Raw genomic sequence first — 26147 nt, 5'->3', positions numbered from 1 at the left:
CGGGGATCAGGCGGCCAGCGGCCTCTTCCGCTCCAGCAGTCCGCTGGTGATCGCGACGCCGAGCCCCAGCAGGGCGAGGACGGCACCTACCAATGCGGGGGCTGTGTAGCCCCAGCCCAAGGCGATCACCAGTCCGCCCAGGAATGCCCCGAGGGCGTTGGCGACGTTCAGCGCCGCATGGTTCAGCGATGATGCGAGGGAAGGGGCATCCGGGGACGCGTCCAGGAGCCGGGTTTGCAGTGCGGGGATCAGCATGGACCCGGAAGCACCCACCACGAACACCATGACAAATGCGGACCACGGCCATTGGACGGCCACGGCGTACACCACCAGGGCAACGGCGATGCCGGGCAGCACCTTGTAGAGGGTGCCCATCACGGACCTGTCCGCAATCCGGCCGCCCACGATGTTGCCGGCCACCATCCCCAGCCCGTACAGCGCCACTACCAGGGGAATCAGTGAGGACGGAATGCCCGCCACCATGGTCATGGTGTGGGCAATGTAGGTGTAGGTGGCAAAGAAGCCGCCAAAGCCCACGATTCCGATCAGAATGGCCAGCCACACCTGCAGGCGTTTGAGCGCGCCCAGTTCGCGCCGGATGCTCGCATCCGGGTGGGCCTTGTGGAACGGGACGAACTTCCATATCAGGGCAAGGGTCAGCAGGCCGATCAGTCCCACCAGGATAAAGAGGAGTCGCCAGCCGTAGGTCTGTCCCATCCAGGTGGCAAACGGAACTCCCACCACATTGGAAATGCTCAGGCCGGCCATCACCATTGAAATGGCCCAGCCGCGCCGCGTGGGTGGCACCAGCGAGGCGGCGATGACTGCTGCCACCCCGAAAAATGCGCCGTGCGGCAGGCCGGCGGCGAAGCGCGAAAGCAGCATTGTTCCGTAATCCGGGGCCAGGAATGACGCCAGGTTGGCCACCGTGAAGAACATCATCAGTCCGAGAGCCAGGTGCTTGCGGGGGAGTTTGGCACCTACTGCGGCCAGCAGCGGGGCTCCCACCACGACTCCCAGGGCGTAGGCGGATATGAGGTGGCCTGCTTCCGGCGTGGAAACTCCAAGGCCCTGCTCCACTTCCCTTAGCAGGCCCATCATGGTGAACTCCGTGACCCCGATGCCAACACCTCCCATGGCAAGGGCGACGATGGCCATGGCCACGTTGGTGGATCGGGCGGGGGCTGCCGTGGACGTTTGGAGGACGCTGCTCATAAGCCTGCTTTTCGAAGGATGAAAGTGGTGGTGGACTAGTGCCACGGCAGTGGGGCTGATGAAGTCCGGACCCTGCAAACAACCCGGCAAGGGGAATCAGTATTCCCGTGGCGTGAGGATATTTGCAGCTGGTCCTTTCATTGTCCCCCATAGAATGGGGCGGTGAACGGACAGATACAGGTGGTAGGCGGAGCCGTCGTGGACAGCCTGGCGGAACCCTCCATGCTGCTGGTGGCGCGGCGCAGCGCTCCGGAGCAGTTGGCAGGACTCTGGGAGTTCCCCGGTGGAAAAGTGGAGCCCGGCGAGGAGCCGGAGGCGGCACTGGCCCGCGAACTGCTCGAGGAGCTGGGGATAGGGGTCCGGCTCGGCGCTGAGCTCCCGTCGCAGGTTCCGGGCGGCTGGCCGCTGAACCACCGGGCCAGCATGCGGGTGTGGTTCGCGGAAATTGCCCACGGGGAGCCGAAAGCACTCGAGGACCACGATGAACTCCGGTGGGTGGCGCTGGAGGACCACAGCGGCGTCCTGGGCCTGCCGTGGATTCCCGCGGACTTCCCGATAGTCCGGGCCCTGCTCGGTGCCGTCGCCGTCAGGGCAGCAGGCGCACGGTCCTAGAAGAGCGTTGCCTGCCCCTCGGAGGCTGCCTTTTTTCCGGTCAGTGCCTGGCCGGGCGCTGCCGCCTGGGGGACGATGCCGGCGGGATATTCGGCTTCCTCGCCGCGGGGATCGTCCTCGAGGTCCCTGTGGCTGAAGCCGGACGTGTTGGTAAACCCGTGGCGGGCTTTGAAGTACCGGACTTTGCCCGCGAGCCACGAGCGGTACTCCTTGGACGCGTACGAACCTGTCCCGTAGAGCCGCCGGTAGCGGCCCGCCAGCCCGGGATGGTTGGCAGCAATCCACTTCATGAACCACTCCCTTGTCCCGGGCTTGAGGTACAGGGCCCCGGCCGTGACGCCGGTTGCGCCCGCCGCCGCCAGGGACGCGAACAGCGCGTCGAGTGCCTCATCGCTGTCCGAAAGCCACGGCAGGATGGGCATGGCCATAACACCGCAGGGCAGACCGGCTTCACGGAGGCGGAAAACGAGCTTGAGGCGCGCCCGGGGCCCGGGCGTTCCAGGCTCGATGGCCTCGGACAGGGCTTCGTCCGTCATGGCCAGCGAGATGCCTATGCCCACGGGCACCTGGGCGGCCGCGCTCTTGAGCAGGGGAATGTCGCGGGCAAGCAGGGTCCCCTTGGTAAGGATGGACAGGGGAGTGCCGGACTCGGCAAGTGCGGTGATGATGCCGGGCATGAGCTGGTAGCGGCCCTCGGCCCGTTGGTAAGGATCCGTGTTGGTACCCAGGGCAACCTGCGGACGCGTCCACGATGGCTTGGCCAGTTCCTTCCGGAGAACTTCGGCCGCGTTGACTTTCACCACCACCTGGCTGTCAAAGTCCAGCCCGGCGTCAAAATCAAGGTAGGTGTGGCTCTTGCGGGCAAAGCAGTACACGCAGGCGTGGCTGCAGCCCCGGTACGGGTTGATGGTCCATTCGAAGGGCATCCGTGAACCGGCAGGCACCTTGTTGAGCACCGATTTGGCGGTGACCTCATGGAAGGTGATGCCAGCGAACTCGGGGGTTGTGATGGAGCGGACCAGCCCGGCCAGGGGAAGCAATGCGGGGGATGGGGTTTGCGCAGCCGTTTCCGCTGGCCGGGGCATCAGTGCTTGGGCGTCCCATCTCATGCCGTCCATTCGAATCTATGTTCGAACCAATGTCAAGCATGGGCGGTGTGGTGCGGGGAACGTCTAGGCGCCGGCCAGGAGCTCCCATTCCACGGTGACTGCCACGTCCACCACGGAATTGCCCGCCTCCACGCTGAGGGAATCAACGGCCGCTGCCCGCTGCATCCGTGGCAGCGGCACCGGGCCCCGGGCCGGTCCGTCCTCGGATACGGAAAGCACCCGTCCCAGCCGGGCAGAGGCAAGCTGCGCATACTGCGTGGCGGTGCTGAGGGCGTCCAGCCAGGCGGCCTCCCGGGCGCGTACCCGCACAGCCGCGTCATCGCTGAAAGTGAGCTCCGCACCGTTCAGCCGGACATCGTTCCCGCCCGCCTCAACTGCCTCCGAGATGGCGGCTGAAGCGGAACCCGGGTCCCGCAGCTTCACGGTGAGGGTGCTGGCTGCCACGTATCCGGTGACCCGCTGTCCTTCGCCTTCCCGCCAGGCGAGCTCCGCGCGGACGTTAAGGCCCGACGTGCGGATGTCGGAGTCGGCCACCCCGTGCCTGCGGAAGGACGCCGTCACGGCGTCTGAACCGGTTCCGGCCCGCGCGTAGGCCTGCCCCACCGAATCGGCCCGGCACTCCACTCCGATCGAGACCACCGCAAGGTCCGGCGCAGCTTCCGCCGAGCCCGCTCCCGACACGCGGACCGTGCCGGGAGAAGCGTTGCCGCCGGTGGGGCTCCCACCCGCTTTACCGGCGTCGTACGCAGTGGCCATGGCTCAAACCTCCACTTCAGACGGGCGGCGGCGTGAGGGACGGCGCCGGGTTCCGGGTGCCGGGTATCCGCCGGCCTCAAGGCCGGCGTGGCGCTCGAAGATGTTGCGCGTCCCCGGGTTGCCGGAGCGCACCAGCGACCAGCCTGCGGCCAGGAAGTACAGGGGAAGGAACGGGGCGCCCAGGCACCAGGCGTACTGCGTGCAGTGTTTTTCCTCGTGGCCGAGCAGGGCCGGGCGGGACAACATCTCGGCGGCGGTGCACCGGCACAGCACCACGTTGCCCAGCGTAAAAGCTCCGGCGAAAGGCAGCCGCGGCCTGTACCCGGAGGCAAGGATCAGGCCGCGGGGGCCGCTGCTGATCCGGGTGCGCGCGGCAAGGGCCACGGCCAAGCCAAGGGCAGTGCTGCCGTTGGCCAGGTTCGCCGCCTGCCGCAGTCTCTGCGCAGCCGTGAGGCGCTTCTGGGCTCCCGGGCGCCGCGGCACTGTCATGAGGCTATGGTAGCCGGAGCCTTCAATTAGACTGGAGGGCAGTGGCCGCCGGCTCAACCGGTGTGCCCTGACCTGGTCATTGAATGAACCGGAATGCACAGTTGGCATTGGGGACATTCATCCATGACCTGCCAGTGACGGACGCGCCGCCGGGAAACCGTGCAGGGCTGCCCCGTTCACCGGCAGCCACGACTCGTAGCTAAGAACAGTAGATGACTGAAACCTTGCCGGGCGCCGCCATCCCGAACCCCACGGATGAAGCCGCCATCACTGCCGCTGTAGACCAGGCCATCGCCGCCATTGCCGGCGCGGGCACCCTTGATGAGCTGAAGGCGGTGCGGCTCGCCCACACCGGCGAGAAGTCCCCGCTCAGCCTCGCCAACCGTGAGATAGGCAAGCTGCCCAAGGACCAGAAGGCCCTCGCCGGAAAGCTGATGGGCGCATCGCGCGGACGGGTCAACAAGGCGCTCGCCGACCGCACGGCAGAGCTGGAAGCGGAAAACGACGCACGCATCCTCCTGGAAGAGACCGTTGACGTCACCGCCGCGCCGCGCCGCCGTCGTGCCGGTGCACGGCACCCGCTCTCCACGCTCCAGGACCGCGTGGCGGACATTTTTGTGGGCATGGGCTGGGAAATCGCCGAGGGGCCGGAAGTCGAATCGGAATGGTTCAACTTCGACGCCCTGAACTTCAAGCCGGACCACCCCGCCCGCGAAATGCAGGACACCTTCTTCGTGGAACCGCCCGAAGCGCACCTGCTGATGCGCACGCACACCTCGCCGGTGCAGGTCCGCTCCATGCTCGAACGCGAGCTGCCTATCTACGTGCTGTGCCCGGGCAAGGTATTCCGCACTGATGAGCTGGACGCCACCCACACTCCCGTGTTCCACCAGTTCGAAGGCCTCGCCATCGACAAGCACCTGAGCATGGCGGACCTCCGCGGCACGCTCGAGCACTTCGCACGGCAGATGTTCGGCGACGAAGCCCAGATCCGGCTGCGTCCCAACTACTTCCCGTTCACGGAACCGTCAGCGGAGCTGGACATCTGGCACCCCGGCGCCAAGGGCGGCCCGCGCTGGATCGAGTGGGGCGGATGCGGCATGGTCAACCCCAATGTGCTCCGGGCAGCCGGCATCGATCCGGACGTGTATTCAGGTTTTGCCTTCGGCATGGGCATCGAGCGCACCCTTATGTTCCGCAACGAAGTGGGGGACATGCGCGACATGATCGAAGGCGATGTACGTTTCAGCGAGCACTTCGGGATGGAGATCTAACAGTGCGTATCCCACTTTCCTGGCTGCGTGAATTCGCAGAGGTACCTGCCGGAGCAACGGCAGAAGACGTCATGACCGAGCTGGTCAAGGTCGGTTTTGAAGAAGAGGACGTCCACCGCCCCACGGACACCCTGCAAGGGCCCATCGTGGTGGGCCAGGTCCTGAGCCTGGTCAAGGAACCCCAGACCAACGGCAAAACCATCAACTGGTGCCAGGTCCGGGTGGTTCCTGAAGGTCAGGATCAGACCCTCACCGGTGACGGCATTGACCCCTCCGGCGTGCAGGGCATCATCTGCGGCGCCCACAACTTCGTTGAGGGCGACAAGGTGGTGGTTACCCTGCCGGGCGCCGTGCTGCCGGGCAACTTCCACATCTCTGCCCGGAAGACCTACGGGCACCTGTCCGCAGGCATGATCGCCTCCGTCCGCGAACTCGGCATCGGCGAGGACCACGACGGCATCCTGGTGCTGTCCCGCATTGGGCTGGATCCGGAAATCGGCACTGACGCCATGGAGCTCCTGGGCCTCTACGACCAGGCTGCCGAGATCAACGTGACGCCGGACCGCGGCTACGCGTTCTCCATCCGCGGGGTTGCCCGCGAGTACGCCCACGCCACGGGAACCACCTTCACGGACCCCGCGTCCCGCGTTACCGCTCCTGCGGAGCTTTCCGGCGGTTACGGCGTCAAGATCAATGACGATGCCCCCATCTACGGGAAGCCCGGATGTGACAGGTTTGTAGCCCGCACCGTCCGCGGCGTGGACGCCACAAAGCCCACGCCGCCGTGGATGGTTTCCCGGCTGCGTCTTGCCGGCATCCGTTCCATCTCCCTGCCGGTGGATATTTCCAACTACGTGATGCTGGAACTCGGCCAGCCGACGCACTGCTACGACCAGGACACGCTGTCCGGGGACATCGTGGTGCGCCGGGCCCTGGCCGGCGAGAAGATCACCACCCTCGATGGCAAGGAACGCGCCCTCGACGCCGAGGACCTCCTGATCACGGACGCCTCCGGACCGATCGGCATCGCCGGAGTGATGGGCGGCTCCGCCACAGAGGTGGGCGATTCGACGTCGACCGTCCTGGTGGAAGCTGCGCACTTCGACGAGGTGTCCATTGCCCGTTCCCGGCGCCGCCACAAGCTGCCGTCTGAAGCGTCCAAGCGCTTTGAGCGCGGCGTGGACTGGCACGTGGCCGGCATCGCCGCCCAGCGGGTGGTTGACCTGCTCGTTGAGCTGGCCGGTGGAACGGCGGACCAGGCCGGAACCGATGTGGGGTCCGCCCCGGACTCCGTCAGCATCGAACTTCCGCAGGCCTTCGCTGCCGCCCGCATTGGCATCGACTTCACCGAAAAGCAGATCGTCACGTCCCTGGAGGACCTTGGCGCCGCGGTGGAAAAGAACGACGGCGGCTGGACCGTTACGGCCCCCAGCTGGCGGAACGATCTGGAAACCAAGGAGGATCTCTCCGAGGAGATTGCCCGGCTGGTGGGCTACGACAACATTCCCGCCACGCTTCCGGTAGCGCCTCCCGGGCGCGGCCTGACACGGGTGCAACAGCAGCGCCGCCGCCTGATCCAGGCCCTGGCGGATGCAGGCCTCACAGAAGTCCTGTCCTACCCCTTCGTGTCCAAGGCGGCCAATGACACGTTCGGCGTGGCCGAACAGGGCGCGGACCGGACCGCGGTCAAGCTCGCGAACCCGATCAGCGAAGAGCAGGGCTTCCTGCGCACGTCCATCCTGCCGGGGCTCATCGAGGTGGCCAAGCGGAACCATTCGCGCGGTTTCCGCGACCTGGCACTCTTCGAATCAGGCCTGGTGTTCCTGCCCGGCGGCACGGTGGGCACTGCCTCCATCCCGCCGCTAGGGGCCAAGCCTTCCGATGAGGTGCTGGACGGACTGTACGACGGCGTCCCGGCGCAGCCGTTCCACCTCGCCGCAGTGCTCACGGGACATGATTCCCCGGCAGCGGCCGGCCATGCGCCGCGGCCCTGGGACTGGGCTGACGCGCTGGACCTTGCCCGTGTGGCCGGGGATGTCCTGGGCGTGGAGGTCCTGGTAAGCCAGGGCAGCCACCAGGCCTTCCATCCCGGCCGGGCAGCACGGTTGTCACTCCGCAACGGGGAGGTGGTGGGCTACGCCGGTGAGCTGCACCCCAAGCTGCTGGCGGCATCGGACATGCCCGCACGCTCGGTGGCACTGGAGCTCAACGCCGACGCGCTGTTCGACGCCGCGCCGGACGTGATCGTGGCGCGCCACATCTCCACGTTCCCCGTAGCCACCCAGGACGTGGCGCTGGTGGTTCCTGCTGAAGTCCCCGCCGCCGACGTCCTGGCGGCCCTGCGCGAAGGTGCCGGTGAACTGCTGGAAGATGTGGCGCTTTTCGATGTCTATGCAGGCAAGGGCATCGAGGAAGGGAAGAAGTCACTAGCTTTCGGGCTTCGGTTCCGCGCCAACGACCGGACCCTCACGGCGGACGAGGCATCAGCCGCACGGGAAAGCGCGGTGGCACTCGCGGCCGAGCGCTTCGGCGCCGTCCAGCGCTAGCCACAAAAACCCATCAACAGGGAAGGTCCCCGCAGCCACAGGGCTGCGGGGACCTTCCCTGTGTCGCGTTGCTGTCCTTCCTACGGAACCAGGATGACCTTTCCAGTGGTTTTCCGCCCCTCCAGGTCGCGGTGTGCCTGGGCAGCCTGCACCAGGGGGTACCGGGCGCCGATCCGGACCTTCAGGCTGCCGTTCGCCGCCGCCGCGAACACTTCGCCGGAGCGCCAGCGCCGCTCCGCAGCGTCCCGCAGGTAGTGCCCCATGGTGGGCCTGGTCAGGAACAGCGAGCCGCCGGCATTCAGGCGCTGGGGATCAACGGGCGGAACCGGGCCGGAGGCAGCGCCGAAGAGGACCAGCATCCCCCTGACGCGCAAAGCGGCCAGTGAGCCGTCGAACGTGTCCTGCCCGACGCCGTCGTACACCACGTCGGCGCCGGTGCCGCTGGTAATATCCCTGACCCGCGGAGCGAAGCCTTCGTACCGCAGCACGTGGTCGGCGCCGGCGTCGCGCGCAAGCTGCTCCTTCGCGTCCGTGGAGACGGTGGTGATGACTTCCGCCCCGCGGGCCTTGAGCAGCTGGATCAGCAGCAGGCCCACGCCCCCCGCGCCCGCGTGCAGCAGGACGGTGTGCCCCGGCTCCACCTTGAAAGTGGAGTTCATCAGGTAGTGCGCCGTGATGCCCTGCAGGGGGAGCGCGGCTGCCGTCATGTCGTCCAGGCCTTTCGGGACCGGCAGGGCGGCGGCCTCATCAACCAGCGCATAGTCCGCGTAGCAGTTGATGCCTTCCGCCGTGGCCACCCGGTCGCCGGGGACGAACCCCGTGACGCCGTCGCCCACTGCTTCAACGGTGCCGGCGGCTTCTGACCCGGGGGTGAACGGGAAGGGGACCTTGTAGGTGCCGCTGCGCTTGTATGTGTCAATGAAGTTAACGCCCGCTGCCCCCACCTTCACCAGGAGCTGGCCAGGCCCCGGGACAGGGCGTTCGATGTCCTCGTAGGTAAGGACTTCCGGTCCGCCTGCCTGACGTGCGACGATTGCGTGGGTCATTGCTCACCTTTCCCGGTCCCGGCGTTTCCGGCTCCGGCTGCTGCCACCATCCTAGGGACAGTCCGCGGAAGCCCCATAGCGGGCACCTTCCGCTGCATGCATAAATATCGGCATCAGTGAATACTTTTGCTGTATGATGGTGGTCATGACTATTTCTGTTGCAGTGTCCGGCGCCAGCGGATACGCCGGGGGAGAGGTTCTGCGCCTCCTGGCCGGGCATCCTGGCGTCACCATTGGAGCCATCACGGCCCACAGCAATGCCGGATCCCGGCTCGGCGAACTGCAGCCCCACCTGCACGGGCTCGCAAGCCGCATCCTCGAGGACACCTCGGTGGACAACCTGTCCGGCCACGACGTCGTCTTCCTGGCCCTGCCGCACGGCGCCTCCGCGGAGATAGCAGCCCAGCTGCCGGCGGGGACCGTCGTCATCGACGCCGGCGCAGACCACCGGCTGGAGGACCCGGCGGCTTGGGAAAAGTTCTACGGTTCCGCCCACGCCGGCACCTGGCCTTACGGCCTGCCGGAGCTCCCGGGCCAGCGCGAAGCCCTCAAGGGCGCCAACCGCATCGCCGTGCCCGGCTGCTATCCGACGTCGGCCCTGCTGGCTTTGGCGCCCGGGTTCACCGTCGGGCTCCTCCAGCCCGACGACGTCGTCATCGTTTCTGCCTCCGGCACCTCGGGTGCAGGCAAGGCCGCCAAAGTGAACCTCATCGGTTCAGAGGTCATGGGTTCCATGAGCCCTTATGGCGTTGGCGGCGGACACCGCCACACCCCCGAGATCGAACAGGGCCTGTCCAACGCCGCGGGCGAACAGGTCACCGTGTCCTTCACGCCCACCCTGGCGCCCATGAGCCGGGGTATCCTCACCACGGCGACCGCGAAGGTCAAAGCCGGCACCACGGCGGAGCAGCTCCGCCAGGCCTGGGCCGATGCGTACGACGACGAACCGTTCGTGCATGTTCTCCCGGAAGGCCAGTGGCCCGCCACGAAGTCCGTGCAGGGGTCGAACCATGCCGCCATGCAGCTGGCGTTCGATTCCCATACCGGCCGGGTGATCGTCACCTGCGCCATCGACAACCTCACCAAAGGGACCGCCGGTGGCGCCGTCCAGTCCATGAACATTGCCCTCGGCCTCGCGGAAACCGCCGGCCTTGACCTGCAGGGAGTTGCCCCGTGACCGTTACCGCCCCCCGTGGATTCCGGGCCGCCGGCGTCACCGCCGGACTCAAAGCCTCCGGCAAACCGGACCTTGCCCTGGTGGTTAATGACGGCCCGTCCAAGGCCGCCGCTGCCGTCTTCACCAGCAACCGCGTCGCCGCAGCGCCTGTGCACTGGTCCCGCCAGGTGGTCTCGGACGGCCGCGTGGACGCGGTGGTCCTCAACTCCGGCGGAGCGAACGCCTGCACCGGGCCAGTTGGTTTCCAGAACACGCACAGCACCGCCGAAAAGGTGGCCAAGGTCCTGGACATCTCCGCCACGGACGTGTTTGTGTGTTCCACCGGCCTGATCGGCGAGCAGCTGCCCATGGATAAGATCCTTCCCGGTGTGGAGGCTGCGGCCGCCGCGCTGAGCGCCGACGGCGGCCCCGAGGCAGCTACCGCCATCATGACCACCGACTCCGTTCCCAAGGCGGCGCTGTTTATCGGCACCGATGCGGACGGCGAGGAATTCGCCATCGGCGGGATCGCCAAGGGTGCGGGCATGCTGGCTCCGGGCCTGGCCACCATGCTGGTGGTCCTCACCACTGATGCGGCGGTGGACGCGGAACTGCTCGACGTCGTCCTCCGCGACGCCACCCGGGTCACGTTCGACCGGGCAGACTCGGACGGCTGCATGTCCACCAACGACACCGTGGTCCTGCTGTCCTCCGGTGCCTCCGGCGCCGTGCCGTCCGCCGAGGTCTTCGGTGCCGGCCTGACCCAGGTCTGCGCCGAACTTGCCCGGAAGCTGATTGGGGACGCCGAAGGTGCCAGCCACGACATCGCCATCCGCACCTTCAATGCTGCCAGCGAAGCGGACGCCGAAACCGTCAGCCGTTCCGTGGCCCGCTCCAACCTCTTCAAGGCCGCCATTTTTGGCAAGGACCCCAACTGGGGACGGGTGCTGTCCGCCGTCGGCACCACCGACGCCGTCTTCGAACCCGACCAGCTCAATGTGGCCATGAACGGCGTCCAGATCTGCCGCAACGGCAGCATCGGCGACGACCGCGGCCTGGTGGACCTGGAACCGCGCGAGGTCCTGGTGGAAATCGACCTCCAGGCCGGCGACGCCGAGGCCACCATCTGGACTAACGACCTGACCCACGACTACGTGCACGAGAACAGCGCCTACTCAAGCTGACGCACCACCTGAGCCGGCCCCTTCCGGCCCCCGGCAACTCTGGAGAAACTGCCTGATGAATACCCGCACCCGCGAAACCACGTCCACGCTTGACGCCCAAAGCAAGGCCGGCACCCTGATCGAGGCGCTGCCCTGGATCCAGCGCTTTGCCGGCACCACGATGGTGATCAAGTATGGCGGCAACGCCATGGTCAACGACGAGCTGCGCCGTGCCTTCGCTGAGGACGTTGTGTTCCTGCACCACGTGGGCATCCACCCTGTGGTGGTGCACGGGGGCGGGCCCCAGATCAACTCCATGCTGGCCCGGCTTGGCATCGAGTCCGAGTTCAAGGGCGGCCTGCGGGTCACCACTCCGGAAGCCATGGACGTGGTCCGCATGGTCCTCACCGGCCAGGTGGGCCGCGAACTGGTGGGCCTGATCAACTCCCACGGCCCCTACGCCGTGGGCATGTCCGGTGAAGACGGAGGGCTGCTGCGCGCCGTGCGCACCGGCACCGTCATCGACGGCAAAGAAGTGGACCTGGGCCTGGTGGGCGAAGTAGTGGGCGTGAACCCGGAAGGCATCCTGGACATCCTCGCCGCCGGCCGCATCCCCGTGATCTCCACGGTGGCCCCGGAAATCGACGTCGATGGGTTCGCAGCAGACGGCAGCGTCCAGACCACGGGACAGGTGCTCAACGTCAATGCGGACACCGCGGCGGCCGCCCTGGCCGAAGCCCTCGGTGCCTCAAAACTCGTGATCCTCACCGATGTCGAAGGCCTGTATGCCAACTGGCCGGACAAGTCCTCGCTGATCTCCTCCCTTAAGGCATCGGACCTGCGGGCGCTCCTGCCCTCGCTGGAGTCCGGCATGATCCCCAAGATGGAGGCCTGCCTCAAGGCCATCGACGGCGGCGTGGAACGCGCACACATCGTGGACGGACGCCTGGCACACTCCATGCTGCTGGAAACCTTTACCACCGCGGGCATCGGCACCCAGGTGGTCCCCGACGAGGAGGCGAACGCATGAACGAAACTGTTGACCTGAGTCCGGCGGACGAAAAAGACGCCAAGGCTTCCGTGATGACCGGCAGCGGCAGCGGCCCAGAGTGGCTCGCCCGGTACGCCAGCTCCCTCATGGGCGTCTTCGGCACCCCGCAGCGCGTCCTGGTCCGCGGCGCCGGCTGCCTGGTCTGGGACGCCGACGGCAAGGAGTACCTCGACCTGCTCGGAGGCATCGCCGTCAACGCACTGGGCCATGCCAACCCGTTCGTCACGTCCGTGATCTCCAGCCAGCTGGCCACCCTCGGCCATGTCTCCAACTTCTTCACCAGCCCCACGCAGATCGCGCTGGCCGAAAAGCTCCTGGCCCTCACCGACGCCCCTGCCGGTTCCAAGGTGTTCTTCACCAACTCCGGCACCGAGGCCAACGAGGCCGCCTTCAAGCTGGCCCGCCGCAATACGGGCGGCAGCGGCGCCAAACGGACCAAGATCATCGCCCTCGAGGGGGCCTTCCACGGCCGGACCATGGGCGCCCTTGCGCTGACCGCCAAAGAGTCCTACCGCGAGCCGTTCGAGCCGCTGCCCGCCGGCGTCGTGCACATTCCCTTCGGCGACGTGGAGGCACTGAAGGACGCCGTTGACGAGACCGTGGCCGCCGTCTTCCTGGAGCCCATCCAGGGCGAGGCGGGCGTGCGCCCCCTGCCGCCCGGATACCTTCGGGCCGCCCGCGAGCTGACCGCCAGGGTGGGAGCTCTGCTGATCCTCGACGAAGTGCAGACGGGCATCGGCCGCACCGGGAAATGGCTTGCCAGCGAGGATGCCGGGATCATGCCCGACGCCGTTACCCTGGCCAAGGGCCTGGGCGGCGGCTTCCCGATCGGTGCCCTGATCACCTATGGTCCGGAGACGTCGTCGTTGTTGGCTGCGGGCCAGCACGGCACCACGTTCGGCGGGAACCCGGTGGCGACGGCGGCCGCCCTCGCCACCCTGCACGCCATCGAAAGCCAGCACGTGCTGGCCAACGCCTCAGCCGTGGGGGGGCACCTGCGGGCCGGACTGGCCCGCCTGCCGGGCGTCACCGAAGTCCGCGGCGAAGGCCTCCTCATCGGCTTCGACCTGGATGCGGACGTCGCCCCGGCCGTGGTGCAGGCGGGCCTTGACGCTGGGTTCATCGTCAACAGCCCCGGCCCCCGCACCATCCGCCTTGCGCCGCCGCTGGTCCTGACCACGGCGCAGGCAGACACCTTCCTCGACGCCTTCCCGGCAATCCTCCAAGCAGCTAAGGACGCCCAGTGACACCAGCAGCCAGCGCTACCCGGCACTTCCTCAAGGACACGGACCTCAGCCCCGCCGAACAGGCCGAGGTCCTCAGCCTCGCAGCCCGGATGAAGGCGGCGCCCTACAGCGTCCAGCCGTACGCCGCCGAGGGCAGCGGGCGCAAGACGGTGGCCGTGATCTTCGACAAAACCTCCACCCGGACCAGGGTCTCGTTCGCCACAGGGATCGCGGACCTGGGCGGCAACGCCCTGATCATCAACCCTGGAGAGGCCCAGATCGGGCACAAGGAATCCGTGGAGGACACCGCCAAGGTCCTGGAGCGGATGGTGTCCACCATCGTCTGGCGGACAGGCGCCCACGCCGGCCTGGTGGCCATGGCGGAGAACTCCCGGGTTCCGGTGATCAACGCCCTGTGCGACGATTACCACCCCTGCCAGCTGCTGGCGGACCTGCTGGCCGTGAAAGAGCACAAGGGCGAACTCAAGGGCCTCACCATGAGCTACCTGGGGGACGCCGCCAACAACATGGCCAATTCCTACCTGCTGGCCGGAGTCACGGCCGGGATGCACGTGCGGATCGCCGGTCCGGAGGGCTACCTGCCGGCGGCGGACATCGTGGCCGCAGCCGAGGAACGCGCTGCGGAGACGGGCGGCTCCGTGCTCATCACCACCGACGCGGCGGAGGCCTTGAAAGGGGCCGACGTCGTTGCCACGGACACGTGGGTGTCCATGGGGCAGGAGGCGGAAAAGGAAGCCCGGATGCAGCTGTTCCGGGAGTACGCCGTGGACGAGGCCGCCATGGCACAGGCCGCGGAAGACGCCGTCGTGCTTCACTGCCTGCCCGCCTACCGCGGCTACGAAATCTCTGCCGGCGTCATCGACGGTCCGCAGTCCATCGTCTGGGACGAGGCCGAAAACCGGCTGCACGCCCAGAAGGCCCTGATGGCCTGGCTGATGCACCGTTCCGGCCTGGCCTTCGTTGACGGGCTCGCACCCGTTGAAGGCACCGGGGAGAGCACGTTCTAGTGTCCGCCCAACCGGCCTCGCCGGGTTCCAGCCCGGCCACCAAGACAGCCCGCCAGGCGCGCATCACCGCCATCCTGACGGGGGAGTCCGTGCGTTCCCAGGCAGAGCTGGCAGCATTGCTGGCGGACGACGGCGTGCAGGTCACCCAGGCAACGCTGTCGCGGGACCTCGTGGAACTCGGCGCGGTCCGGGTCCGCGGCAAGGAGGGCGTGCTGGTGTACGCCGTACCCGGCGAGGGCGGTGAGCGGGCCGCCAGGAGCGGGGTGAGCCAGGAGATCCTGGACGCCCGGCTGGCACGGCTGTGCAGCGAACTCCTGGTCACCGCGGAGGCCTCGGCCAATATCGCCGTGCTCCGCACCCCGCCCGGGGCGGCTAACTTCCTGGCACTGGCCATCGACCACTCGGTGATGCCGTCCATCCTGGGCACCATTGCCGGGGACGACACCGTGCTGCTGGTGGCCCGGGACCCGCAGGGCGGCCAGGACCTCGCCGCCAGGTTCCTGCAGCTGGCTGAAGAATCCGGGCAATAAGCTTGAAGACAACATCAACAAACCCCAATCACAAGGAGCATTCGAAGTGACTGAACGCATTGTGCTCGCCTACTCGGGCGGCCTGGACACCTCAGTAGCCATCGGCTGGATCGGTGAAGCCACCGGCGCCGAGGTCATCGCCGTGGCGGTCGACGTCGGACAGGGCGGAGAGTCCCTGGAAACCATCCGCCAGCGCGCCCTCGGCTGCGGCGCCGTCGAAGCCTACGTGGCCGACGCCTCCGACGAGTTCGCCAACGAATACTGCATGCCCACGCTGAAGGCCAACGGCCTCTACCAGGGCCACTACCCGCTGGTGTCCGCCATCTCCCGCCCGGTCATCGTCAAGCACCTGGTCAAGGCTGCCCGCGAATTCGGCGCCACCACCGTGGCCCACGGCTGCACCGGCAAGGGCAACGACCAGGTCCGCTTCGAAGTGGGCATCCAGACCCTCGGCCCGGACCTGAAGTGCATCGCCCCGGTCCGCGACCTGGCGCTCACCCGCGACAAGGCCATCGCCTTCGCCGAGGAAAAGGGCCTGCCGATCGAGACCACCAAGAAAAACCCGTACTCCATTGACCAGAACGTCTGGGGCCGCGCCGTGGAAACCGGCTACCTCGAGGACATCTGGAACGCCCCCACCAAGGACATCTACGACTACACCGCCACCCCGGAGTTCCCCCCGGCACCGGACGAGGTTGTCATTTCCTTCGAAGCCGGCGTTCCGGTGGCGATCGACGGCGTCAAGGTCACCCCGCTGCAGGCCATCAAGGAACTCAACCGCCGTGCCGGCGCCCAGGGCGTGGGCCGCATCGACGTCGTTGAGGACCGCCTGGTGGGCATCAAGTCCCGCGAAATCTACGAGGCTCCGGGCGCGATGGCGTTGATCACAGCGCACAAGCACCTCGAGGACATCACCGTTGAGCGCGAGCAGGCCCGCTTCAAGGCCACCGTTGGCCAGCGCTGGTCCGAGCTGGTGTACGACGGCCAGTGGTTCTCCCCGCTGAAGCGCTCCCTGGACGCGTTCATCGAGGACACCCAGAAGTACGTCTCCGGCGACATCCGCATGACGCTGCACGGAGGCCAGGCCATCGTCAACGGCCGCCGGTCCGACACCTCGCTTTACGACTTCAACCTCGCCACCTACGACACCGGCGACACCTTCGACCAGTCCATGGCGCGCGGCTTCATCGAGCTGTGGGGCATGTCCGCCAAGGTTGCCTCCGGCCGCGACATCCGCGTTGCGGGTCAGTAAGTGGTGTCCGCTACAAACGAAGGTGCGCTGTGGGGCGGCCGGTTCGCCGGCGGCCCCGCCGACGCCCTGGCGGCGCTCAGCAAGTCCACGCACTTTGACTGGCGGCTGGCCCGCTACGACATTGCCGGGTCCAAGGCGCACGCCCGCGTGCTGCACAAGGCCGGGCTGCTGGACGGCGCCGAGCTTGAAGGCATGCTGGCCGCACTCACGCAGCTGGATGAGGACGTGGCGTCCGGCGCCTACCTGCCGGCGGAGTCCGATGAGGATGTTCACGGTTCGCTGGAACGCGGCCTGATCGAGCGCGCCGGAACCCAGCTGGGCGGCAAGCTCCGTGCCGGCCGGTCCCGCAATGACCAGGTGGCCACGTTGGGCCGCATGTTCCTGCGGGACCACGCCCGGATCATCGCCCGCGGGGTGCTCTCCACGGTGGACGCCCTGGTGGAGCAGGCCAAGGCGCACCACGGCGTTGCCATGCCCGGCCGGACCCACCTGCAGCACGCCCAGCCGGTGCTGCTCAGCCACCACCTCCTGGCCCACGCCTGGGCGCTGCTGCGCGATGTACAGCGGCTCCAGGACTGGGACAAGCGGGCCGGCGTCTCGCCCTACGGTTCGGGTGCGTTGGCCGGATCCTCGCTGGGGCTGGACCCGGAGGCGGTGGCCGCGGACCTGGGCTTCTTCTCCGCCTCCCACAATTCGATCGACGGCACCGCTTCACGCGACGTCTTCGCCGAGTTCGCCTGGGTGTGCTCAATGATCGGGGTGGATCTGTCCCGGATCTCCGAGGAGGTCATCCTCTGGGCAACGAAGGAGTTCTCCTTCGTCACGCTGCATGACTCCTACTCCACGGGGTCGTCCATCATGCCGCAGAAGAAGAACCCGGATGTGGCGGAGCTGGCGCGCGGCAAGGCAGGCCGGCTCATCGGCAACCTGACCGGGCTGCTGGCCACCCTCAAAGGCCTGCCGCTGGCGTACAACCGCGACCTGCAGGAGGACAAGGAACCGGTGTTCGACGCCGCCGACACCCTGGAGCTCCTGCTTCCGGCGGTCTCGGGCATGATCGCTACCCTGAAGTTCAACACCGAACGGATGGAATCGCTGGCACCGCAGGGCTTCGCGCTGGCCACTGACATTGCTGAATGGCTTGTCCGCCAGGGCGTACCCTTCCGGGAAGCCCACGAGCTTTCCGGTGCTGCCGTGAAGCAGGCCGAATCCCGCGGCGTGGAGCTGTGGGACCTGACGGACGGGGAGTACGCGGCCATCTCGGAGCACCTCACGCCGGAGGTCCGCACCGTCCTGTCCACGGAGGGCTCGCTCAACAGCCGCAACTCCCAAGGCGGAACTGCGCCCGCCGCCGTCGAACGCCAGCTGGTTGCGCTGGAGGCGGAGCTGAAGGAAGCGCGGCACTACGCCGGGTAAAACGCTCTCTCACTTAATGCAAGGTTTCCCGCAACGCTCCTGCACCGGGTGCAGGAGCGTTGCCGGTTTTCATGCATCAAATGAGAGAGCGTTGGGGGTTAACCGCCGGACGCTCCCCGCTAGCATGGTGCCATGAGCGAACCGTTCCGCAGGCAACTCCGCGCGCTTCCTGATTTCCCGGACACGCTGCCGGGCTTTGACCCGGAGAGCGCCCCCACGGATCCTGCCGAGCTGTTCAGGCACTGGCTGGGGGAGGCGCTGGCAGCGGGGGAGCGGCAGCCGCATGCGTGCAGCCTGGCCACGGCGGGTGGAGACGGCAAACCGTCGTCCAGGATGCTGATCCTGAAGAACATTGACGACGACGGCTGGCACTTCGCGACGTCCCGCACTTCACGCAAGGGCAGGGAACTGGGCGCCAACCCGCATGCTGCCATGACCTTCTACTGGCCCTCCCAGGGCCGGCAGGTCCGCGTGGCCGGGGCCGTCGTCGAACTCTCCGCCGAGGCCTCCGCGCAGGACTGGGCGGAGCGGCCCCGGGCCGACGGCAGCACCAACCCGCACTGGCAGCTCTACGCCCTTCGGCCCGCCGAGATCGAGTTCTGGCAGGCGAGCCACGACGGCAACCATGTCCGGCACCGCGTCGGTCCCGACGGCTCACCCCTGGGTTAGGCTGTCGCCATGACAGCTCCCGCACCAGACGAACTGCTCCCTGCGCTCCACAAAGCCGCGGATAACGTTGCCGCCGACGCTGCCCGGTTCAGCGATGAAGACGCGAAGGCGCCCTCCGCCCTGCCCGGCTGGACCCGGGGGCACGTGCTGGCCCATCTGACCGGAATTTCCAACGCCATGGCCCGGCAGCTTGAGTACGCTGCGCGCGGAGAGGCCGTGGAGCTTTACGACGGCGGCATGGAAGGCCGGAACAAGGCCATCGACATGGCAGCGGGCCACGACGCCGCCACCCACCGCGCGGACCTCACCGCCGCACTGGACCGGGCGCTCAAAGCCTTCGACGCGCTGCCCGGCGTCAAGGATTCAGCGGCGAACCGGATCGGCTGGTACGCCCCCATCACCTTTCGAGGGGGCGTGGTCCTGGACGGCGGACTGGCACTGTGGCGGGAACTGGTCATCCACGCGTCGGACCTGCTGGCGGGCAGGGGTCCGGAAACCTGGAGCCGGCCGTTCTGCGAGCACCTCTTCGATTTTCTGGAGGCCAGGGTCCAGCCCGACGACAAGCTGGTGCTGCAGCCACTGGGACTCCAGCCGGTCGGCATTGGCAGCGGCAACCGGTCCACTGTCATCAGCGGCATGATCACCGATATCGCAGCCTGGCTCGCCGGCCGCGAGCCGACGCTGGGCAGCCAGAGGGCCTCGGCCGCAGCTGACGGCGTGAACCTGCCCGAGCTGCTGCCGTGGCCTTCCGGAACCCCCGCCGACAGGACCGGCTCGAAGGCCTAAGCGGCTTCGCGCGCCAGCAGGCTCTGTTTGATGGGAAGCCCCCAACGGAAACCGCCCAGGGAGCCGTCAGTCCGGATCACGCGGTGGCAGGGCACAAACAGTGCGGCGGCGTTAAAGGCGCAGGCGCTGGCGGCTGCCCGCACCGCTTTGGGGTTGCCGGCGAGCTCCGCGTACTGGGTATAGGTGACGGGCTGTCCCGGCCGCACCAGCCGCAGGACATCCCAGGCATGGGCCCGGAAAGGTCCTGAGACCTGCCGCACGGGAACGCCCATCGCCGGCGCGGGGTCACCGGCGTAGAAGGCTTCGACGGCGGATGAGATTTCCCCCAGCCCGCTGACAGGTTCCAGCGTTCCGGGCCGCAGGGACGGGTGGATCTGGCCGGTCAGCTCGCCTGGGTTGTCTGTCCAGCCGCTGGAGAGCACGACGCCGTCCTGGGCAATGACGGTGAACGGGCCGTCCGGGGTGGTCATCTGAAGCAGCTGGGCCTTCATCGGTTCGCTTCCTCTGCTGGTCTGGTGCCTTGGTTTGTGTGTGCTGCTGTGCTCCTGCGGTTACCGGACGCACGCCGGGCTGCCGCCCGCCACAGGTGCATGGTGGCGTATGAGCGCCAGGGGCTGGCTTCCCGGAAGTCCGCGGTGGATGCCGCGGTACCCTCCCCGAGAGCACGGATCCCGTTCCGTACCGCTGCGTCGTTGGCCAGGAAAACGTCCGGGGCGCCAAGGATGCGCATGGCCAGGTATCCCGTGGTCCATGGTCCCACGCCGGGAAGCGGAAGCAGTTTGGCGGCCAGGCTTTCCGGGCTGTCGCCATAGCCAAAGTCGAGTCCGCCGTCCGCCATCGCAGCAGCTGCCGCGAGGAGGGCCGCGATCCGCCGTTGCGGTCCGCGCAGGACCGCGGAGCCGCCGCCGGCGATTTCAGCCGGGGTGGGAAACATCCGCTCCAGGCCCTCGCCGGGGCTTAGGCTTGGACGTCCGACGGCGGCCAGCTGGGTGAGTGCGGTCCGCGCCGCTGCCACGGTGATCTGCTGCCCGGCCATGGCCCGGACCAGCATTTCCGCCGGATCCATGGCACCGGGCATCCTGATCCCGGGAGTGCCCGCCACTGCAGCAGCGAGCCTGGCATTACCTGCCAGTGCACTGTCGATCGCCTCAGGATCCGCATCGAGGTCAAAGAGCCGCCGTACCCGGCTCAACAGGGACGGCAGGTCCCTAAGGTCCACCGCGCCGATAGTGAGGGTCAGCGGCCGGCCCGGAGCACCGGCGTCGTAATCCACCCGGAACCTCGCATCACCCTGGGGCAGCCGCAGCGTGCGCGAATAGGAGGTGGACGTTCCTGCTTCAATCCCGGGGATGGCCCGGACGGCCAGGAAGGTGAAGACACCGGGGTCGAAAGGTTCACGGTAGGGGAGGTTGAGGGTGAGGGCGGTGGAGCCGGCGGGGGCCTTCGGATGCCCCGCGGTGCGGAGCGCGGTGGGAGTCATCCCAAAAACTTCCGCGATAGTGTCGTTGAACTGGCGGATGCTGCTGAACCCGGCCGCAAAGGCGACGTCTGCGAGCTTCATGGAGGTGGAGACCAGCAGGGTCCGGGCAGTCTGCGCGCGGCCGGCCCGGGCCAGCGACAGCGGCCCCGCGCCCAGTTCCTGGCTGAGGATGCGGTTGAGCTGGCGGGAGGAATAGCCCAGGCGGGCCGCCAGGCCGTCGACGCCGTCCCTGGTGACCACGCCGTCACTGATCAGCCGCATGGCGCGCCCGGCAATATCCTGGCGAAGGTTCCAGGCGGGTGTGCCGGGAACCGCTTCCGGCAGGCAGCGCTTGCAGGCCCTGTAGCCGGCGTCGTGCGCTGCTGCGGAGGTTTCATAGAAGGTGACGTTGGAGGCCTTTGGAGTCCTGGCCGGGCAGGACGGACGGCAGTAGATGCCCGTGGTCCGGACGGCAGTGACGAACTGTCCGTCGAACCGGGTGTCCCGGGCGTCGATCGCCCGGTAGCGCTGCCAGAAGTCCATTCCTCCATCGTGCCAGCCCTCCGGTGCGCAGGCTAGCGGAAATCGGACACGGCCGTGGGGCGTCAAATATGTGAGGGGCGGCGCCGGCGTTGGATAGAGTCTGGCCATGAGCAGAAATCCGCTGGGGGCCGGCCAGCCGCTGCGGGAGTTCCTTTCCGGAGACGCCCGCCAGTTGGCGCCCCTGCTGCTGGGCGCCGTCCTGACCCATGACTCCAGGGACGGTGCGGTGTCGGTGCGGCTCACCGAAGTGGAGGCCTACCTGGGCCCCGAGGATTCCCTGCACCCGGATCCCGGGTCTCACACCTACCGCGGCCCCACGCCCCGCAACGCACCCATGTTCGGCCCCGCCGGCCACCTGTACGTCTACTTCACCTACGGGATGCACCACTGCACGAACATCGTGTGCGGGCCGGAAGGAACGGCGTCCGCCCTGTTGCTGCGGGCAGGGGAGATCGTGGACGGTGTGGAACTCGCCCGGCACCGGCGGACCACGTCCAAAAGCGCCGCCGACCTTGCAAGGGGGCCCGCCCGGCTGGCCAAGGCCTTGGGCCTGACGACGGCGGACAGCGGGCGTGATGCACTGGCGCCGCCGTTCGGGCTGGTCCTTCCCTCCCGGCCGGCAGGGCCGGTGAGCTCCGGGCCAAGGGTTGGGGTCTCCGGCACAGGAGGGACGGACCGGTACGCATGGCGCTTCTGGATCACCGGCGACCCCACAGTCTCCCAGTACAAGCCGGCCAAACCCAGGGGAGCCAAACCGGATCCGGCAACGTTTCACGGGCGTTAACGGAAATGGTTGTAGAATGGTAGGTCTGTCTTTTGCGATAGGGGAACGTTAAATGCTTGACGCCGATTTGGCCCATGAACGCGACTATGTAGCCGGCCTGTACGCACGGCTGGAAGAGCTGCGCGAGGAAAAGCGCCGCCAGCTGGCGCAGGTCCGCCGGGCCGGGGCTGTGGGCACCATGCAGAACGTCTCCGAGCGCGACGCGTTCGCTGCTCTCTACGAGGACCGGCTTGCCCAGCTGGACGCGGTGGACGACCGGCTGGTCTTCGGCCGGCTGGACCTGGACTCCGGCGAAGCCCAGTACATTGGCCGCATTGGCCTCACCACCGAGGACCTGCAGCGGCTCATGGTGGACTGGCGCGCGCCCGAAGCCGGCCACTTCTACCAGGCCACGGCCTTTGACCGGCAGGGCGTGCGCCGCCGCCGGCACCTGATCCTGCAGGGCCGTGAGGTCAAGGCCATCGAGGATGACGTCCTTGACGCCGGGATGCTGGCGGACAACGAATCGCTGCAGGGCGAAGGCGCGCTCCTCGCTGCCCTGAACTCCAAACGCACCGGCCGGATGTCCGACATTGTCAGCACCATCCAGTCCGAGCAGGACCGCATCATCCGCTCCTCCATCTCCGGTGCCCTGGTGGTGCAGGGCGGACCCGGCACCGGAAAGACCGCCGTGGCCCTCCACCGGGCTGCCTACCTGCTCTATACCCACCGCGACCGCCTCAAGACCGCAGGGGTGCTGCTCGTGGGCCCGTCGTCGTCGTTCATGAAGTACATCGAAAGGGTGCTGCCCTCCCTGGGCGAGACCGGCGTGGTGATGGCCAGTGTGGGCCGCCTGATGCCCGGCATTCACGCCGTGCCGGAACCGGACGCCGACGTCGCTGCCATCAAGGGCCGCCTGGACATGGCCGCCGTGGTGGCCAACGCCGTGGCCAACCGCCAACGGATTCCCGCTGAAGACCGGATCCTGGAGGTGGACGGCCGCAAACTGGTGCTGACGCCGCGCCAGGTTCGCCGTGCCCGCGAGCGTGCCCGCTCCACCGGCAAGCCGCACAACGAGGCGCGCGTGACGTTCGTCAAAATCCTGCTCCGCGAACTCACGGAACAGATGACCGAACTGGTGGAAGCCGGGAACATCGGCAACAACGCAGACCGCTCCTACCTGGCCGAGGATGTCCGTTCCGCACGCGATGTACGGATTGCCCTGAACCTCTGCTGGATGCCCATGACGCCGGAGAAGCTGATCTCGGAGCTCTTCAGCAAGCCGGCCATCCTGGAATTCTGTACCCCCACCATGTCTCCGGCTGAACGGGCGCTCCTGCAGCGCCCGGCCGACGCCCCCTGGACCGAGTCGGATGTGCCGCTGCTGGACGAGGCCGCCGAGCTGCTCGGCGAACTGGACCCGGCCGCAGGACGCGGGCTCGCGCAGCAGGAGCACGACCGTGCCCGCGACCTTGCCAACGCCAAGCAGACCCTGGTGAACATGCAGGCGGCAGGGGTGGATCCCCTGATGTCTGCCGAGGAACTGGCCGAGCAGAACCAGGAACAGGAAACGCGGCAAACCGCCGCAGAGCGCGCCACCAGCGACCGCACATGGGCCTTCGGCCACATCGTGGTGGATGAGGCGCAGGAGCTTTCACCCATGCAGTGGCGCCTGCTGGTCCGCCGCTGCCCCCTGAGGTCCTTCACCATCGTGGGGGACATCGCGCAGACCAGCTCGGTGGCCGGTGCCAACTCCTGGCAGGGCGCGCTCGCACCTATGTTCGGGGATCGCTGGCAGCTGGAGGAGCTGACGGTGAACTACCGCACGCCGTCCCAGATCGCCGAAGCCGCCGTCCGGATGGCCAACGCGGCCGGGTTGGTGGTCTCGGCGCCCAAGGCTGTCCGCGAAGGACGCTGGTCGCCGGTCATCGACGAGGTGGATCCCGGCCAGGTGGTCAGCCGCCTGGTCGAGGTCCTGCCGGAGGAACTGGACGCGCTCGACGGCGGCCTGCTCGCCGTCATTGCCGACGGACACTTCCTGCCGGAAGCCACCGCCGCCCTGCGCGCCGCCCATGGACGCCGGGTGGGCACGGGTGCCGGCAGTTACGAGCAGGACATCGTGGTGATCAGCCCCCGTGAAGCCAAGGGCCTGGAGTTCGACGGCGTGGTGGTGCTTGAGCCGTCCATGATGCTTAACCATGAGCACGGCAAAGTGGGGGACCTGTACGTCGCGATGACCCGGGCCACCCAGCGGCTCCGGCTGATTGCTTCAGAACCGGTGCCGGCAGGGATCAAGCGCTGATCAGGCGCGCCGCATACTGCTAACTTAGAAGGCGTGCCAGAACTCATCAGCCTCGAATCGCAGCAGAACGACCCCACTTTTGCCAACATTTGGCAGGAACTGAAGTGGCGTGGCCTGGTCCACGTCTCCACCGACGAGGCGGAGCTCGAAAAACTCCTCGCCGGCGGACCGGTGACGTACTATTGCGGGTTCGATCCCACCGCGCCGAGCCTGCACCTGGGAAACCTGGTCCAGCTGCTCGTGATGCGGCGGCTGCAGCTGGCCGGCCACAAGCCCCTCGGACTGGTGGGTGGTTCAACCGGTATGATCGGCGACCCCCGTCCCACGGCCGAGCGCACGCTGAACACCAAGGACACCGTGGCCGAGTGGGTGGGCTACCTCCAGGCGCAGGTCCGCCGTTTCCTCAGCTTCGAGGGCGACAACGCAGCGCAGATGGTCAACAACCTTGACTGGACGGCGCCGCTGAGCGCCATCGATTTCCTGCGCGACGTTGGGAAGCACTTCCGCGTGGGAACCATGCTGCGCAAGGACGCCGTGGCCTCACGGCTGAGCTCGGATGAGGGCATCAGCTACACCGAGTTCAGCTACCAGATCCTGCAAGGGATGGATTACCTCCAGCTCTACCGTGATTACGGCTGCGTGCTGCAGACCGGCGGCTCGGACCAGTGGGGCAACCTCACCAGTGGTACGGAATTGATCCGCAAGGTGGAAGGCAAGAGCGTCCACGCCCTGGGGACCCCATTGATCACCAATGCGGACGGGACGAAGTTCGGCAAGAGCGAGGGCAACGCCATCTGGCTGGACGCCGGCATGTGCAGCCCCTACGCCTTTTACCAGTTCTGGGTCAACACGGCGGATGCCGACGTTGTGGACCGGCTGAAGGTCTTCACCTTCCTTACCAAGGCGGAGATCGAGCAGCTTTCCGTTGCTGTGGCTGAACGGCCGTTCGCCCGTGAAGGCCAGCGGAAGCTTGCCTACGAAGTGACGTCCCTTGTTCACGGTGTGGAAGCCACGGAGAAGGTCATTGCGGCATCCGCCGCACTTTTCGGGAACGGTGACTTGACCGCCCTGGACAAGCCCACGCTCCAGGCGGCAACTTCCGAGCTTCCCTTCGCCACTGTGCAGGTGGACGAGATGGGGATCGTGGACCTGCTCGTTGCTTCCGGGCTGTCCGACAGCAAGTCGGCGGCCAGGCGCACCGTTGGTGAAGGCGGTGCCTACGTCAACAACGAGAAGGTGTCCGACCCCGAGGCAGTCATTCCTGAGTCCGAACTGCTGCATGGGCAGTACCTGCTCCTGCGCCGCGGAAAGAAGAACCTGGCAACCGTGGAGGTCCTGGTTCCCTAGGCTCTTCCGCCGCTTCATGGAGCCCTCTGCACGCTCCTCCGCAGCCGATTTGCACGGCCGCGGTGGAGCGTGTATTGTTTTCTGAGTCGCCGCCGCTGAAGCGGAAAAATAGCGACAAACCCCACCAAAAAAGTGAAGCAACTTCACCATGTGCGGAAGCGCAGAACGAAGAAATGCTTCATTTTATGATGGGCGGATTCATTCCACCGAGTGAATTCCGGGAAAACAACCGGATTTGCAAAGTGAAAATGAATGAAATAAGATTGAAACATCGCAGCGAAGAAATACGAAATAAGAATTCATGGAAATGAATTGTTTCGGGAATATTCGAATGTGTCTGTTGTTTGAGAACTCAATAGTGTGCCAAGTTTGTTGATACCAATTGTTTTAGTGATTGGTTGAATTGACC

General features: G+C 67.2%; 24 protein-coding genes. 17 read left to right on the top strand and 7 right to left on the bottom strand.

The window, feature by feature from the left end:
* Nucleotides 1-6: 6 nt before the first annotated feature.
* Nucleotides 7-1215 (bottom strand): MFS transporter, encoded by a 1209-nt coding sequence (locus tag ACKAE7_RS04370; protein ID WP_188809394.1) that lies wholly within the window; start codon nucleotides 1213-1215, stop codon nucleotides 7-9.
* A 162-nt stretch (nucleotides 1216-1377) separates the two neighbouring features.
* Between ACKAE7_RS04370 and ACKAE7_RS04365 the strand changes: the two genes are divergently transcribed.
* Nucleotides 1378-1827: a (deoxy)nucleoside triphosphate pyrophosphohydrolase gene (locus tag ACKAE7_RS04365; protein WP_408978600.1), complete on the top strand. Its 450-nt coding sequence runs from the start codon at nucleotides 1378-1380 to the stop codon at nucleotides 1825-1827.
* On the opposite strand, the gene ACKAE7_RS04360 is transcribed toward ACKAE7_RS04365, so the two are convergent.
* The 3 genes from ACKAE7_RS04360 to ACKAE7_RS04350 all read right to left on the bottom strand — a co-directional run bounded on the left by ACKAE7_RS04360 (nucleotide 1824) and on the right by ACKAE7_RS04350 (nucleotide 4181).
* Nucleotides 1824-2936, bottom strand: a complete 1113-nt coding sequence (locus ACKAE7_RS04360) for an Rv2578c family radical SAM protein (RefSeq protein ID WP_363939874.1) — start codon at nucleotides 2934-2936, stop codon at nucleotides 1824-1826. The genes ACKAE7_RS04365 and ACKAE7_RS04360 overlap by 4 nt on opposite strands.
* Nucleotides 2937-2999: 63 nt before the next feature.
* Nucleotides 3000-3692: an SIMPL domain-containing protein gene (locus ACKAE7_RS04355; RefSeq protein ID WP_174180343.1), complete on the bottom strand. Its 693-nt coding sequence runs from the start codon at nucleotides 3690-3692 to the stop codon at nucleotides 3000-3002.
* 3 nt (nucleotides 3693-3695) lie between these two features.
* A complete protein-coding gene (locus tag ACKAE7_RS04350) occupies nucleotides 3696-4181 on the bottom strand; it encodes a hypothetical protein (protein ID WP_174180342.1) in 486 nt (161 codons plus the stop codon).
* A 212-nt stretch (nucleotides 4182-4393) separates the two neighbouring features.
* Here ACKAE7_RS04350 and pheS point away from each other — a divergent pair, with 212 nt between their 5' ends.
* Together pheS and pheT are read left to right on the top strand one after the other, a co-directional pair.
* Nucleotides 4394-5455: a phenylalanine--tRNA ligase subunit alpha gene (pheS, locus tag ACKAE7_RS04345; RefSeq protein ID WP_174180341.1), complete on the top strand. Its 1062-nt coding sequence runs from the start codon at nucleotides 4394-4396 to the stop codon at nucleotides 5453-5455.
* Between the two features lie 2 nt (nucleotides 5456-5457).
* The gene (gene pheT, locus ACKAE7_RS04340) at nucleotides 5458-8001 is read left to right on the top strand and encodes a phenylalanine--tRNA ligase subunit beta (RefSeq protein WP_408978599.1); all 2544 of its coding nucleotides are present in this window, start codon (nucleotides 5458-5460) and stop codon (nucleotides 7999-8001) included.
* An 80-nt stretch (nucleotides 8002-8081) separates the two neighbouring features.
* Here pheT and ACKAE7_RS04335 read toward each other — a convergent pair whose 3' ends face one another.
* Nucleotides 8082-9047 carry a quinone oxidoreductase family protein gene (locus ACKAE7_RS04335; protein WP_408978598.1) on the bottom strand — a complete coding sequence of 322 codons (966 nt, stop codon included), beginning with the start codon at nucleotides 9045-9047 and terminating at the stop codon, nucleotides 8082-8084.
* A 145-nt stretch (nucleotides 9048-9192) separates the two neighbouring features.
* Between ACKAE7_RS04335 and argC the strand changes: the two genes are divergently transcribed.
* From argC to ACKAE7_RS04285, 10 genes are all read left to right on the top strand, one after another.
* The gene (gene argC / locus ACKAE7_RS04330) at nucleotides 9193-10224 is read left to right on the top strand and encodes an N-acetyl-gamma-glutamyl-phosphate reductase (protein ID WP_408978597.1); all 1032 of its coding nucleotides are present in this window, start codon (nucleotides 9193-9195) and stop codon (nucleotides 10222-10224) included.
* Nucleotides 10221-11387 (top strand): bifunctional glutamate N-acetyltransferase/amino-acid acetyltransferase ArgJ, encoded by a 1167-nt coding sequence (argJ, locus tag ACKAE7_RS04325; protein ID WP_188809408.1) that lies wholly within the window; start codon nucleotides 10221-10223, stop codon nucleotides 11385-11387. The genes argC and argJ overlap by 4 nt, the downstream gene beginning before the upstream one ends.
* A 55-nt stretch (nucleotides 11388-11442) precedes the next feature.
* Complete coding sequence (gene argB, locus ACKAE7_RS04320) at nucleotides 11443-12396, top strand: acetylglutamate kinase (protein WP_191036216.1); 954 nt, start codon at nucleotides 11443-11445, stop codon at nucleotides 12394-12396.
* A 53-nt stretch (nucleotides 12397-12449) separates the two neighbouring features.
* Nucleotides 12450-13664, top strand: a complete 1215-nt coding sequence (locus ACKAE7_RS04315) for an acetylornithine transaminase (RefSeq protein ID WP_408978613.1) — start codon at nucleotides 12450-12452, stop codon at nucleotides 13662-13664.
* Nucleotides 13661-14671 carry an ornithine carbamoyltransferase gene (gene argF, locus ACKAE7_RS04310; protein WP_190613451.1) on the top strand — a complete coding sequence of 337 codons (1011 nt, stop codon included), beginning with the start codon at nucleotides 13661-13663 and terminating at the stop codon, nucleotides 14669-14671. Before ACKAE7_RS04315 ends, argF begins: the two co-directional genes overlap by 4 nt.
* Nucleotides 14671-15201 (top strand): arginine repressor, encoded by a 531-nt coding sequence (locus tag ACKAE7_RS04305; protein ID WP_408978596.1) that lies wholly within the window; start codon nucleotides 14671-14673, stop codon nucleotides 15199-15201. The genes argF and ACKAE7_RS04305 overlap by 1 nt, the downstream gene beginning before the upstream one ends.
* 46 nt (nucleotides 15202-15247) lie before the next feature.
* Nucleotides 15248-16453 (top strand): argininosuccinate synthase, encoded by a 1206-nt coding sequence (locus ACKAE7_RS04300; RefSeq protein ID WP_188809412.1) that lies wholly within the window; start codon nucleotides 15248-15250, stop codon nucleotides 16451-16453.
* Nucleotides 16454-17869, top strand: a complete 1416-nt coding sequence (argH, locus tag ACKAE7_RS04295) for an argininosuccinate lyase (RefSeq protein WP_408978595.1) — start codon at nucleotides 16454-16456, stop codon at nucleotides 17867-17869.
* A gap of 132 nt (nucleotides 17870-18001) precedes the next feature.
* Nucleotides 18002-18538: a pyridoxamine 5'-phosphate oxidase family protein gene (locus tag ACKAE7_RS04290; RefSeq protein ID WP_190613443.1), complete on the top strand. Its 537-nt coding sequence runs from the start codon at nucleotides 18002-18004 to the stop codon at nucleotides 18536-18538.
* A gap of 9 nt (nucleotides 18539-18547) precedes the next feature.
* Nucleotides 18548-19324, top strand: a complete 777-nt coding sequence (locus ACKAE7_RS04285; RefSeq protein WP_408978594.1) for a maleylpyruvate isomerase family mycothiol-dependent enzyme — start codon at nucleotides 18548-18550, stop codon at nucleotides 19322-19324.
* Here ACKAE7_RS04285 and ACKAE7_RS04280 read toward each other — a convergent pair.
* Both ACKAE7_RS04280 and ACKAE7_RS04275 read right to left on the bottom strand, forming a co-directional pair.
* Entirely contained in the window at nucleotides 19321-19815 is a 495-nt protein-coding gene (locus ACKAE7_RS04280; RefSeq protein ID WP_408978593.1) for a methylated-DNA--[protein]-cysteine S-methyltransferase, read from the bottom strand. The genes ACKAE7_RS04285 and ACKAE7_RS04280 overlap by 4 nt on opposite strands.
* The gene (locus tag ACKAE7_RS04275) at nucleotides 19812-21326 is read right to left on the bottom strand and encodes an AlkA N-terminal domain-containing protein (RefSeq protein WP_408978592.1); all 1515 of its coding nucleotides are present in this window, start codon (nucleotides 21324-21326) and stop codon (nucleotides 19812-19814) included. Before ACKAE7_RS04275 ends, ACKAE7_RS04280 begins: the two co-directional genes overlap by 4 nt.
* A 106-nt stretch (nucleotides 21327-21432) precedes the next feature.
* On the opposite strand from ACKAE7_RS04275, the gene ACKAE7_RS04270 reads away from it, so the two are divergent.
* The 4 genes from ACKAE7_RS04270 to ACKAE7_RS04255 all read left to right on the top strand — a co-directional run bounded on the left by ACKAE7_RS04270 (nucleotide 21433) and on the right by ACKAE7_RS04255 (nucleotide 26049).
* Nucleotides 21433-22110: a DNA-3-methyladenine glycosylase gene (locus ACKAE7_RS04270; RefSeq protein WP_190613433.1), complete on the top strand. Its 678-nt coding sequence runs from the start codon at nucleotides 21433-21435 to the stop codon at nucleotides 22108-22110.
* Between the two features lie 52 nt (nucleotides 22111-22162).
* A complete protein-coding gene (locus ACKAE7_RS04265; protein ID WP_408978591.1) occupies nucleotides 22163-24391 on the top strand; it encodes a HelD family protein in 2229 nt (742 codons plus the stop codon).
* Nucleotides 24392-24424: 33 nt separating this feature from the next.
* Nucleotides 24425-25738, top strand: a complete 1314-nt coding sequence (gene tyrS, locus ACKAE7_RS04260; RefSeq protein ID WP_408978590.1) for a tyrosine--tRNA ligase — start codon at nucleotides 24425-24427, stop codon at nucleotides 25736-25738.
* Between the two features lie 74 nt (nucleotides 25739-25812).
* The gene (locus ACKAE7_RS04255) at nucleotides 25813-26049 is read left to right on the top strand and encodes a hypothetical protein (RefSeq protein ID WP_408978589.1); all 237 of its coding nucleotides are present in this window, start codon (nucleotides 25813-25815) and stop codon (nucleotides 26047-26049) included.
* The last annotated feature ends 98 nt before the right edge of the window (nucleotides 26050-26147 follow it).

Source organism: Pseudarthrobacter sp. NKDBFgelt (assembly GCF_046097905.1).
Taxonomy (GTDB): domain Bacteria; phylum Actinomycetota; class Actinomycetes; order Actinomycetales; family Micrococcaceae; genus Arthrobacter; species Arthrobacter polychromogenes.
This window is presented reverse-complemented; position numbering and strand designations above follow the sequence as displayed.

Bases quoted from the DNA above. Each gene is read 5' to 3' on its own strand.
- pheS (WP_174180341.1), top strand. From the start codon at position 4,394: ATGACTGAAACCTTGCCGGGCGCCGCCATCCCGAACCCCACGGATGAA.
- ACKAE7_RS04360 (WP_363939874.1), bottom strand. From the start codon at position 2,936: ATGAGATGGGACGCCCAAGCACTGATGCCCCGGCCAGCGGAAACGGCT.
- ACKAE7_RS04290 (WP_190613443.1), top strand. From the start codon at position 18,002: ATGAGCGAACCGTTCCGCAGGCAACTCCGCGCGCTTCCTGATTTCCCG.
- argB (WP_191036216.1), top strand. From the start codon at position 11,443: ATGAATACCCGCACCCGCGAAACCACGTCCACGCTTGACGCCCAAAGC.
- ACKAE7_RS04315 (WP_408978613.1), top strand. From the start codon at position 12,450: ATGACCGGCAGCGGCAGCGGCCCAGAGTGGCTCGCCCGGTACGCCAGC.
- ACKAE7_RS04370 (WP_188809394.1), bottom strand. From the start codon at position 1,215: ATGAGCAGCGTCCTCCAAACGTCCACGGCAGCCCCCGCCCGATCCACC.
- ACKAE7_RS04350 (WP_174180342.1), bottom strand. From the start codon at position 4,181: ATGACAGTGCCGCGGCGCCCGGGAGCCCAGAAGCGCCTCACGGCTGCG.
- ACKAE7_RS04270 (WP_190613433.1), top strand. From the start codon at position 21,433: ATGAGCAGAAATCCGCTGGGGGCCGGCCAGCCGCTGCGGGAGTTCCTT.
- ACKAE7_RS04275 (WP_408978592.1), bottom strand. From the start codon at position 21,326: ATGGACTTCTGGCAGCGCTACCGGGCGATCGACGCCCGGGACACCCGG.
- ACKAE7_RS04265 (WP_408978591.1), top strand. From the start codon at position 22,163: ATGCTTGACGCCGATTTGGCCCATGAACGCGACTATGTAGCCGGCCTG.
- ACKAE7_RS04355 (WP_174180343.1), bottom strand. From the start codon at position 3,692: ATGGCCACTGCGTACGACGCCGGTAAAGCGGGTGGGAGCCCCACCGGC.
- ACKAE7_RS04285 (WP_408978594.1), top strand. From the start codon at position 18,548: ATGACAGCTCCCGCACCAGACGAACTGCTCCCTGCGCTCCACAAAGCC.
- ACKAE7_RS04335 (WP_408978598.1), bottom strand. From the start codon at position 9,047: ATGACCCACGCAATCGTCGCACGTCAGGCAGGCGGACCGGAAGTCCTT.
- ACKAE7_RS04280 (WP_408978593.1), bottom strand. From the start codon at position 19,815: ATGAAGGCCCAGCTGCTTCAGATGACCACCCCGGACGGCCCGTTCACC.
- argC (WP_408978597.1), top strand. From the start codon at position 9,193: ATGACTATTTCTGTTGCAGTGTCCGGCGCCAGCGGATACGCCGGGGGA.